General features: G+C 61.6%; 10 protein-coding genes. 7 read left to right on the top strand and 3 right to left on the bottom strand.

Annotated features, from left to right (window positions below):
• The 3 genes from Q7O77_RS01955 to Q7O77_RS01945 all read right to left on the bottom strand — a co-directional run.
• The coding region (locus tag Q7O77_RS01955) for an AtzE family amidohydrolase (protein WP_304163064.1) at positions 1-965 on the bottom strand (965 nt) is incomplete at its 3' end.
• Between the two features lie 5 nt (positions 966-970).
• Positions 971-1,168, bottom strand: coding sequence for an oxalurate catabolism protein HpxX (gene hpxX, locus Q7O77_RS01950; RefSeq protein WP_304163058.1), 198 nt, complete (start codon positions 1,166-1,168; stop codon positions 971-973).
• Positions 1,169-1,207: 39 nt separating this feature from the next.
• On the bottom strand, positions 1,208-2,794 hold the full coding sequence (locus tag Q7O77_RS01945; protein ID WP_304163056.1) for a gamma-glutamyltransferase family protein: 1,587 nt from the start codon (positions 2,792-2,794) through the stop codon (positions 1,208-1,210).
• 221 nt (positions 2,795-3,015) lie between these two features.
• Between Q7O77_RS01945 and Q7O77_RS01940 the strand changes: the two genes are divergently transcribed.
• From Q7O77_RS01940 to hpxK, 7 genes are all read left to right on the top strand, one after another.
• A complete protein-coding gene (locus Q7O77_RS01940; protein WP_304163054.1) occupies positions 3,016-3,855 on the top strand; it encodes a MurR/RpiR family transcriptional regulator in 840 nt (279 codons plus the stop codon).
• A 575-nt stretch (positions 3,856-4,430) separates the two neighbouring features.
• A complete protein-coding gene (locus Q7O77_RS01935) occupies positions 4,431-5,216 on the top strand; it encodes a transporter substrate-binding domain-containing protein (RefSeq protein WP_304163062.1) in 786 nt (261 codons plus the stop codon).
• A gap of 9 nt (positions 5,217-5,225) precedes the next feature.
• Positions 5,226-5,894, top strand: a complete 669-nt coding sequence (locus Q7O77_RS01930; protein ID WP_304163052.1) for an amino acid ABC transporter permease — start codon at positions 5,226-5,228, stop codon at positions 5,892-5,894.
• Positions 5,894-6,547, top strand: a complete 654-nt coding sequence (locus Q7O77_RS01925; protein ID WP_304163060.1) for an amino acid ABC transporter permease — start codon at positions 5,894-5,896, stop codon at positions 6,545-6,547. The genes Q7O77_RS01930 and Q7O77_RS01925 overlap by 1 nt, the downstream gene beginning before the upstream one ends.
• A complete protein-coding gene (locus Q7O77_RS01920) occupies positions 6,528-7,271 on the top strand; it encodes an amino acid ABC transporter ATP-binding protein (RefSeq protein ID WP_304163050.1) in 744 nt (247 codons plus the stop codon). The genes Q7O77_RS01925 and Q7O77_RS01920 overlap by 20 nt, the downstream gene beginning before the upstream one ends.
• 81 nt (positions 7,272-7,352) lie before the next feature.
• On the top strand, positions 7,353-8,597 hold the full coding sequence (locus Q7O77_RS01915; RefSeq protein WP_304163049.1) for an alanine--glyoxylate aminotransferase family protein: 1,245 nt from the start codon (positions 7,353-7,355) through the stop codon (positions 8,595-8,597).
• A complete protein-coding gene (gene hpxK, locus Q7O77_RS01910) occupies positions 8,594-9,862 on the top strand; it encodes an allantoate amidohydrolase (RefSeq protein WP_304163048.1) in 1,269 nt (422 codons plus the stop codon). The genes Q7O77_RS01915 and hpxK overlap by 4 nt, the downstream gene beginning before the upstream one ends.
• Positions 9,863-9,930 lie beyond the last annotated feature (68 nt).

The raw sequence follows: 9,930 nt of genomic DNA, 5'->3' as shown, positions 1-9,930 counted from the left end.
GCGGGCAGGTATTGATTACCGCCTTCGCTGGCGGAGATGAGGAAGGCGGCCGTGCGGGCCAGCGCGGCATCGTCGATCAACACATTCTCATTGGCTCCCAGCGCGCGCGCGACCCGCAGTACGGCGGTTTTAGCGTGTTCGTCGCACCAGTCGGCGAAATAACCCGCCAGAATCTTGGTGCGCAGCGGTGGCGTATCATCATTCAGCGTGGCCGAGCAGTCCAATGACGAATGCGGCGTCTGAAAACGATCGTGGGCATCGATGCCTTGCAGCAGGTCGAAGACCTGAGCCAGATCCTCCGTGTTGCGCGCCATCGGGCCGATGTGATCGAGGCTGGCGACGAAAGGCTGCGTGCCGCGGCGGGACAGGCGGCCAAAGGTGGGTTTGAGGCCGAAAATGCCGCACAGAGACGAAGGGACGCGAATGGAGCCGTTGGTGTCGCTGCCGAGCGCGAAGGTCACCAGCCCGGCCGCGACCGCCGCAGCGGAACCGCCGGAAGAGCCGCCCGCAATCCGCGTCAGGTCATGCGGGTTGCGGGTTGCGCCATAGTGGGTGTTCTCCGTCGTAAAGCCGTAGGCGTAGGCGTCCATATTCAACATCCCCGACAGCAGCGCGCCTTGAGCGCTCAGTCGACAGACGGCGTAGGCGTCATGCGCGGCAGGGGCGCGCTGGCTAAACAGTTGGGCTCCCGCCAGCGTGGTTTCTCCTGCCACATCGAACAGATTTTTGACCGCATACGGCACGCCGGTCAGCACGGGCAGCGCGCAGCCGTCGCGGCGTTGTCGATCGAGCTGCGCGGCCTCTTCCAGCATGCGCGTCTCGGTGACGCGGGTATAGGCGTTGAGCTGGGGATTACGCTGCGCAATGTGCGCCAGCGTCTGCTGAGCGATGTCTTGCGCGGACAGTTCGCCGCTCTCTTGCAGCGCCTGAAGTTCATCAATGGAATAGCTGCCGGGGTGACGCATCGTACTCATAGCTGATAGACCCCCGCGACTTCCTGACGTTCGTCCAGTGGAAAGGCCATCAGCGGCTGCGCCATCTCGGCGATGCGGCTGAACTGTCGCTGCAATTCCTGGCGGCGGGCCGGATCTAACTCCAGCGCCAGCAACGTTTCCATCTGCCGCAGATAGTCGGCCAGCGCGGCGTCATCAAGTTTTATCTCGCTCATGTTTCCCTCTGTGATTCTCTTGGTCGCGGTCTTATTGATTTAAAAGCCGAGGGCGCTGCCGTTGCTGCGCGGGTCGAACGCCCCTTCGAGCATACCGTTAGTATGGCGCACGATGGCGCCTGCGTGTCCGACGCTCTCGCTGAAGTCGGGTAGCATCTCCACCTCGTGGCCCAGCCCGCGTAGCGTGTCGACGGTGGCGGCCGTGAAGCGGTCCTCCAGTTTCAGGCTATCGGAGGTTTGTCCCCAGGTGCGCCCCAGCAACCAGCGGGGCGCGGCGATGGCCTGCTGGAGCGGCAGTCCCTGCACGATATGGCGGATAAACAGCGCCGCCTGAGTTTGCGGCTGGCCGTCTCCGCCCATCGATCCGTAGACCATCGTCCGCCCGTCGGACAGCCGTGCGGCGGCGGGATTCAGGGTGTGAAACGGCTGTTTGCCCGGTTCCAGCGCCAATAGATGGTGCGGATCGAGGCTGAACGAGGCTCCCCGGTTCTGCCAGACGATGCCGGTCTCGGGCAGTACGACGCCGCTGCCGAATTCGTGATAGATGCTTTGAATAAAGGAAACCGACAGGCCGTTGCCGTCGCATACGCCCATCCAGACGGTATCGCCGGGGCCTTTACCTTCTCCCCACGGCGCGGCGGCATCGGTATTCACGCGGGCGCTCAATGCTTCCAGCGCATCGGCGCTGAGCAGCGCGGGGATATCTTGCGTGACGAGTCTGGGATCGGTGATGAAGGCATCGCGCAGTTCGAACGCGAGCTTGGTGGCTTCGACGACGCGATGGATTGTTTGCGCATCGTTGAGATCGGCCATATCGAGGCGGTCGGCGATCCCGAGGATCGCCAATGACACCAGCCCCTGCGTCGGCGGCGCCAGATTGAAGATCTCGCCCTGACTGTGGGCCAGCCTCAGGGGCGTGACGCGTTTGGCGCGATAGTTGGCCAGATCGTCTCGGGTCACCGGCATCCCGACCTGGGTCATCGCCGCCGCTAAGGTATCGGCCAGCGGGCCGCGATAAAAACTGTCCAGACCGTCTTGCGCCAGCTGCGTTAGCGTGCGGGCGAGATCGGGCTGAGTGAAGCGGCTCCCGGGGGAAGGGGGCGTGCCGTCCGGCAAGAAGACGCGGCGAAATTCGGCGTGGGCGCTGAGAGCCTCAAAGTGCTGCGTGAGCGCGTCCGACTGCGAGGGCGTGACGGGAATACCGTGTTCGGCGTAGCGGATCGCATCGGCCAGCAGCCGCTTCAGCGGCAGCGATTTCCCGCCCAGCTCGGCGGCGTAGCGCAACGCTTCCTGCCATCCGCCGACGGTGCCCGCCACGGTGATGGCGGCGTTGGGACCGCGATGAGGAATGCGCGCCATTCCGTCATACATTGCGCGGTTGGCCAGCGAGCCAGCCGGTCCGCTGGCGTCGATGGCAATGGGGTCGCCCTGCGGCGGCACGATAAGCCAGAAACCGTCTCCGCCCAGACTGTTCATGTGCGGATAGACGACGGCGATGGTGGAGGCGGCGGCGACCATCGCTTCGATCGCATTTCCGCCCTCCCGCAGCACCGCCTGCGCGGAGGCGCTGGCGAGGTGATGAGGCGTCACCGCCATACCGGCAGGCGCAATATTACTGTGCATCATATAAAAGATTCCCAACGCTAGGGGGCAAGACTCCGGCGGCCAACGCTGGCGAGTCATCAATCCAAGGCCAGACATCGCGCGGTGAGGGATGCCCACGGACAATCGATAACTAACAAAAGCAAGAAGCATTCCACTATTTTTCCTCTTGCCGTTCTCGCTGAGAGGTGTGCTAAGGTGCAGCGATACCGTGAATGGCTGAAACGAAAGTTACAGAGGCAGGCATGAAGCAGATTGATGAACGGCTACGCAGCCACTTTAATGCGCTCTCCCCTCAGGAGCGGCGGGTCGCGGAGTTTATTTTCGATCACCTCGACGACCTGATCAGCTACAACAGCGCGGAGCTGTCGCGCCTGTGCGGCGTCTCCAAGGCGACCGTCAGCCGGTTGTTTCGTCGCCTCGGCTACCCCAGCTACCGGGAAATGCGCGATGAGCTGCGCACGCTGCGCCAAAGCGGTATGCCGCTGGCCGACAACCGCGATGCGGTGCAGGGAAATACCCTGCTGGCGCGCCACTATAAGCAGGAAATGGCGAACCTGACCCAGTGGGTTAATCAGATCGATCCGGTGCAGTTCGGCGCGGTCATCGCCGCGCTGCAGCAGGCTCAGCGCGTCTGCCTGATCGGGCTGCGCAACAGTTATCCGGTGGCGCTGCATCTACGCCAGCAGCTGTTGCAGGTAAGGCCGCAGGTCTGTCTTTTAGCCCAGCCGGGTCAGACGCTGGCGGAAGAGCTGGCCGATCTGAGTCCACAGGATGTCGTGATCGTGGCCGCGTTCCGCCGCCGTCCACGCCTGATCCCGTCTCTGCTTCGCCAATTACAGGAAAAACAGGTGCCGGTGTTGTTGCTGTGCGAGCCGCAGGCCCACAGTCTGCAACCGTTGGCGACCTGGACGCTAAGCGCGCCGCTGGACAGCGTATCCGCCTTTGACAGCTACGCCTCTGCGATGGGATTGGTCAATCTGCTAAGCAACGCGCTGTTGCATGAAATGTTGCAGGACGGGCGTCAGCGTATTCATCATATTGCCGATCTGTATCAACAGCTGGATGAGTTGGAGCAACGCTAGGCGAAGCTTAGCCCTTGCGGGGAAACACGGCCGGTTCGCCCGTCCTGCCCGAGTTTGCCGAATCCGAGCGTGGGTATTTCTCGCTTTCGGCTTTCGCGGCCTCCAATTCACCGGGTGATCTCGCGCGTCTGCCCTTGCCACATCAGAATTATCGGTTTATCTCACGAACCCGAATCCCAGACGTCATCGGCCTGAACGTCGTCGATATGGGCGATTGCCGTTTACCTTGAAGAGCGTGGCGGGCGCTTGTGAACACATGCCGAATCAATGCCGGTAGCGCTCAGCGATGTGCCGGTCTTCAGCACCACAATAGTGCTATTGCTCCTCATTGGTGCATCATGTCGAGGCCCCGTCTCCGTTTAATACTTGCCGTTCTGCGCGATGATTTTCTCCGCTTCATCTGAGAAAAGGCTTATCTCAAGGATTGCCCGCGCTTTTTTCTGACGCAAGTTCCCCCGGTTTCATCATCTCATTATTGGCATATATTTTGCTCACTGATTTGTAACGATAGTTTCACTATCATTTATTAAGAATCTTTTGTTTCAAATTGGCGAACCAGGAGCAGAGCGATGAATATCCGAAAAGGTTTCTTGGCCGTGATCAGCGCGGCACTGTTTTTCGTACAGGCCGGCCATGCCCTGGCTGACCAGCTGCAAGACATTGAAAAACGAGGCGTACTGCGCGTCGCCGTGCCGCAGGACTTCCCGCCGTTTGGCTCAGTCGGCACGGACCTTCAGCCGCAGGGCTACGATATCGACATGGCGCGCTATCTGGCCAGCGAGATGAAACTAAAGTTGCAGTTGGTGCCCGTGAGCAGCGCCAACCGCGTGCCTTATCTGCAAACCAATAAGGTAGATCTGGTGATCTCCAGCCTGGGTAAAAACGCCGAGCGCGAAAAGGTGATCGACTTTAGCCGTGCCTACGCGCCGTTCTTCCTGGGCGTGTTCGGACCGAAAGACGGCGACCTGAGCAATCCTCAGGCGCTGGCGGGCAAAAGCGTGGGCGTCACTCGCGGCGCGGTGGAAGATATGGTGCTGACCGACCTCGCGCCGAAAGAGGCGCAGCTGAAACGCTACGAAGACAATAACACCACGCTGTCGGCTTATCTGTCCGGACAGGTGCAGTACATTGCGACCGGCAACCTGGTGGTCGCGGCCATCGCTGCGCAGAATCCGACGAAAGCGCCGGTGGCGAAATTCATGCTGAAAGATTCGCCGTGCTTTATCGGCCTGAAAAAAGACGAACCCGCCTTGAAAGAGAAGGTCAATGCGCTGATCGAAAAGGCGGTAAAAGACAATACGCTGAATGGCCTGTCGCAGAAGTGGCTGAAGGCGCCGCTGCCCGCCAATCTGGGCGCGTGAGGGTAACGCATGACCTATCAGCTTGATTTCGCCTCGCTGTGGCCTTACTGGCCGGACATGCTGGCCGGTCTGTGGGTCACCGTGCAACTGACGGTGCTCGCCACGGTCGGCGGCATCGCCATCGGCATCTGCGGCGCCGCGTTGCGCAGCGGCAAGCCGAACGTGTTGAGCGGGCTGTGGGGCGTTTACGTCGAAGCGATTCGCAATACGCCGTTCGTGGTGCAGCTGTTCTTTATCGTGTTCGGCCTGCCGGGGTTGGGGCTGAAATTAACCGCAGGCGAGGCGGCGCTGATCGCCATGCTGGTGAATCTCGGGGCCTACAGCACCGAGATCATCCGCGCGGGCATTCAGGTGACGCCGAAAGGGCAGTGGGAAGCCTGCCGGGTGCTGGGATTGACGCGCACGCAGACGTTTCTGCGGGTGATTTTGCCGCCTGCGCTGCAACGGATTTATCCGGCGTTGGTCAGTCAGTGCATCATCGTGATGCTCGGCTCCTCGGTGGTGTCGCAGGTGTCGTACGAAGAGCTGACGTTCGCCGCCAACCTCATCCAATCTCGCACCTTCTTAAGCTTTGAGGTGTATCTGGTCACTACGCTCCTGTATCTGGCGTTGTCGCTGCTGATGCGTCAACTGCTGATGATGTTAGGGCGACGTTTTCTGGGAACGCAGGGCGCATGATGAACTTTACCGACTGGGATATAGTGCGCAACCTGCTGCTGGCGGGGCGCTGGACGGTGTTGCTGTCGCTGACCGCGTTCTTCGGTGGGGCGCTGGTGACGTTACCGCTGTTGCTGCTGCGTCTGACCCGCCGTCCCTGGCCGCTGCGGTTGACCCGCGCTTACGCCAATCTGTTTCAAGGCACGCCGCTGCTGATGCAGCTGTTCCTCGCCTTCTTTGGTCTGGGTCTGTTCGGCATTGACGTTAGTCCGTGGGTGGCCGCCGCGCTGGCGCTGACGCTGTTCACCAGCGCGTTTCTGGTGGATATCTGGCACGGCAGCGTACTGGCGCTGCCGCGCGGCCAGTGGGAAGCCTCGCGCTGTCTGGGACTGAGCTTTTGGCAAACCTTGAGCCGGGTCGTCGCGCCGCAGGCGATGCGCATCGCCATTGCCCCGACGGTCGGCTTTTCGGTGCAGGTGATCAAGGGCACGGCGCTGGCGTCCATCATCGGCTTTGTCGAGCTGACCAAGGCCGGAACCATGCTGAACAACGTCACCTATCAGCCCTTCAAGGTGTTTGGGCTGGTGGCGCTCGGCTACTTCCTGCTGTGCTACCCGCTGTCTTACTACAGCCGCTATCTGGAGAAGAAATTCAATGCCGCTCATCACCATTAATCAGGTTCATAAGTTTTACGGTCAAAACCACGTGTTAAAGGGCGTGGACCTGGACGTCGAGATGGGCGAAGTGATCTCCATCATCGGGCGCAGCGGCTCGGGAAAAAGTACGCTGCTGCGCTGCGTCAACGGTCTGGAAGGTTATCAGGAAGGCAGCATCAAGCTGGGCGGAATGACGATTACCGACCGCGAGTCTCAGGCGCGTGAAATCAGCCGTTCCGTCGGCATGATTTTCCAAAATTTCAATCTGTTCCCGCACATGACCGCGTTGGAAAACGTGATGCTGGCGCCCCGGTTGGTGCTGGGCAAAAGCGCGGCGGAGTGCCGCAGTCTGGGCGAGCAGATGCTGGATAAAGTCGGACTGGGCGAACGGCGAAACTACTATCCCGCCAATCTGTCCGGCGGCCAGCAGCAGCGCGTCGCCATCGCCCGCGCGCTGGCGATGAATCCGAAGGTGCTGTTGTGCGATGAAATCACCTCGGCGTTAGACCCGGAGCTGGTGGGCGAAGTGCTCAAAGTGCTGGAACAGCTGGCGGCGGAGGGCATGACGCTGATTCTGGTCACCCACGAAATGAACTTCGCCCGCGAAGTCGGCGACCGCGTGGTGTTTATGCATCAGGGCAAAGTGTGGGAACAGGGCGAAGGGTCCCGCCTGTTCGCCCAGCCGCAGACCCCGGAACTGAAACAGTTTATTGCCTCCGTGCGCGGGCTGACCGAAGCCTGACGCGCGGCGCAGCCGGTACGTTGTTCTCCGTCCGGCGCGTCAACGCACACCATGAATTAAGGACATCAGGAGTTAACCACTATGCAAAGCGAACTGTTCGCCCAAATTAATCCGCCTCATCGTCTGCTGATGGGGCCGGGCCCGATTAACGCCGATCCGCGCGTGCTCCGGGCGATGTCCAGTCAGTTGATTGGCCAGTACGATCCGGTGATGACCGGCTACATGAATCAGGTCATGGCGCTATACCGGCAGCTGTTTCGTACCGAAAACCGCTGGACGATGCTGGTGGACGGCACGTCGCGTTCCGGGATCGAAGCCGTTTTGGTTTCTGCGATCCGCCCCGGCGATCGCGTGCTGGTTCCGGTGTTTGGTCGCTTTGGTCATCTGCTGTGTGAGATTGCCCGTCGCTGCCGCGCCGAGGTGCATACGATTGAAGCGCCGTGGGGCGAAGTATTCACGCCTGACCGCATCGAAGAGGCCGTGAAGCGGGTCAAACCGCGTCTGCTGTTGACCGTGCAGGGAGACACCTCGACGACGATGCTCCAGCCGCTGGACGAACTTGGCGACATCTGCCGACGTCATGGCGTGCTGTTTTACACCGACGCCACCGCGTCATTCGGCGGTAACCCGCTGGAGACCGATGCCTGGGGTCTGGATGGCGTATCCGCCGGACTTCAAAAGTGCCTTGGCGGTCCGTCCGGCAGTTCGCCGGTGACGATCAGCGAGCGCATGGAAGCGGCGATCCGCCAGCGCAAGTGCGTGGAGCAGGGGATCCGCACCGACGATCATCAAGATGGCGATGAGGAGATGGTGTACTCCAACTACTTCGATCTGGGCATGATCATGGACTACTGGGGGCCGGAGCGGTTAAACCACCACACCGAAGCGACCAGTATGCTGTTCGCCGCCCGCGAGTGCGCTCGCATTATTCTGGAAGAGGGGCTGGATACCTGCATCGCTCGCCATGCGCTGCACGGTCAGGCGCTGTTGGCCGGGATCGAAGGGATGGGACTGAAAGCTTACGGCGATCCGGCGCATCGCATGAACAACGTTTTGGGTGTGACGATCCCCGAGGGCATTCACGGTGAAGCCGTGCGTAAGCTGCTGCTGGAGGATTTCGCCATTGAGATCGGCACCTCCTTTGGACCGTTGCAGGGCAAGATCTGGCGGATCGGTACGATGGGCTACAACGCGCGCAAAGACTGCATCATGCAGACGCTGACCGCGCTGGAAGCGGTACTGAACCGTCTGGGCTTCCGCTCTGTACAGGGCGCGGCGTTGCAGGCCGCATGGGATGTCTACGCCAGCCAGCAGGCGTCCGCATGAGTCACGTGGCGATGACGGCTGCCGAGGCGCTCGACGCCGCGCGGCAGGTTATGGATCGCTGCGATGCGCTGGCGGAGATTTCGGAAGGCGCAGGCCAACTCACGCGGGTCTACCTGTCGAAAGAGCATCTGCGCGCCAACCAGGTGGTGGGCGAGTGGATGCGGGCGGCGGGAATGCGTGTCTGGCAGGATAGCGTGGGCAATATTTGCGGCCGCTACGAGGGCGAAACGGCCCATGCCCCGGCGCTGCTGCTCGGTTCGCATTTAGACACGGTGCGCAATGCCGGTCGTTACGACGGGATGTTGGGCGTGCTCTGCGCGTTGGAGACCGTTCGCTACCTGCATCAACGTCAAATTCGGCTGCCGGTGGCGTTGGAGATCGTGGGGTTCGGCGACGAGGAGGGCACGCGCTTCGGCATCACGCTGCTGGGCAGTCGCGGACTGACCGGCACCTGGCCTGCAGTGTGGCTGGAATGTCAGGACGCCGATGGCGTTTCCGTGTCGCACGCGCTGACGCAGGCCGGTTTGTCCGCCGATGCGATCGGAGAGGCGGCGCGGTCGCCGAGCGATATTCTGGCCTATCTGGAGCTGCATATCGAACAGGGGCCGTGTCTGGAGCAAGCGGGACTGGCGCTGGGTGTGGTGACGGCGATCAACGGCGCGCGGCGCTTGAACTGTACGTTTGTCGGTCATGCCGGTCATGCAGGCACGGTGCCGATGGGGCAACGACAGGATGCGCTGGCGGCCGCGGCGGTCTGGATGACGCAGGTGGAAGCGCTGACGCAGTCGAGCGATCCGCATTTGGTGGCAACCGTAGGGACGTTGCAGTGTTTGCCGGGCGCGGCCAACGTTATTCCCGGCGAGGTGCGGCTGACGCTGGATATTCGGGGTCCGGAAGATACGGCGCTGGAGACATTGCTGACCCGGTTGCTGGCGGCGGCGAAGGAGATCGCCATGCTGCGCGGATGTCAGTTCAGCGCGGAGGAGTATTATCGTATTCCCGCGACGCGCTGTGACGCCGAGCTGCAGGCGACGTTATCTGACGCCGTGACGGCGGTGCAGGGAACGGGGCTGTCGCTGCCGAGCGGCGCAGGCCACGACGCCATTGCCATCGCCGAACGTTGGCCGGTAGGCATGCTGTTCGTGCGCTGTCGCGGCGGCATTAGCCATCATCCTGATGAGTCAGTGCTTACTGACGATGTGGCGCAGGCGTTGCAGGCGTTATTGCTGACGGTGGTGAACGTCGGCGCAATGCGTAAAGGATGACTCGCGGAGCAGGTTAAGCCTTCTCCGCAGGCGGTGTGCGGGGCGGACATGTCGCCGGGTGGCGAGGG

This window comes from Lonsdalea britannica (assembly GCF_946477055.1).
GTDB lineage: Bacteria > Pseudomonadota > Gammaproteobacteria > Enterobacterales > Enterobacteriaceae > Lonsdalea > Lonsdalea britannica_A.
Note: the sequence above shows the minus strand (reverse complement) of the source record. Positions and strands in the feature narration are given on the sequence as shown.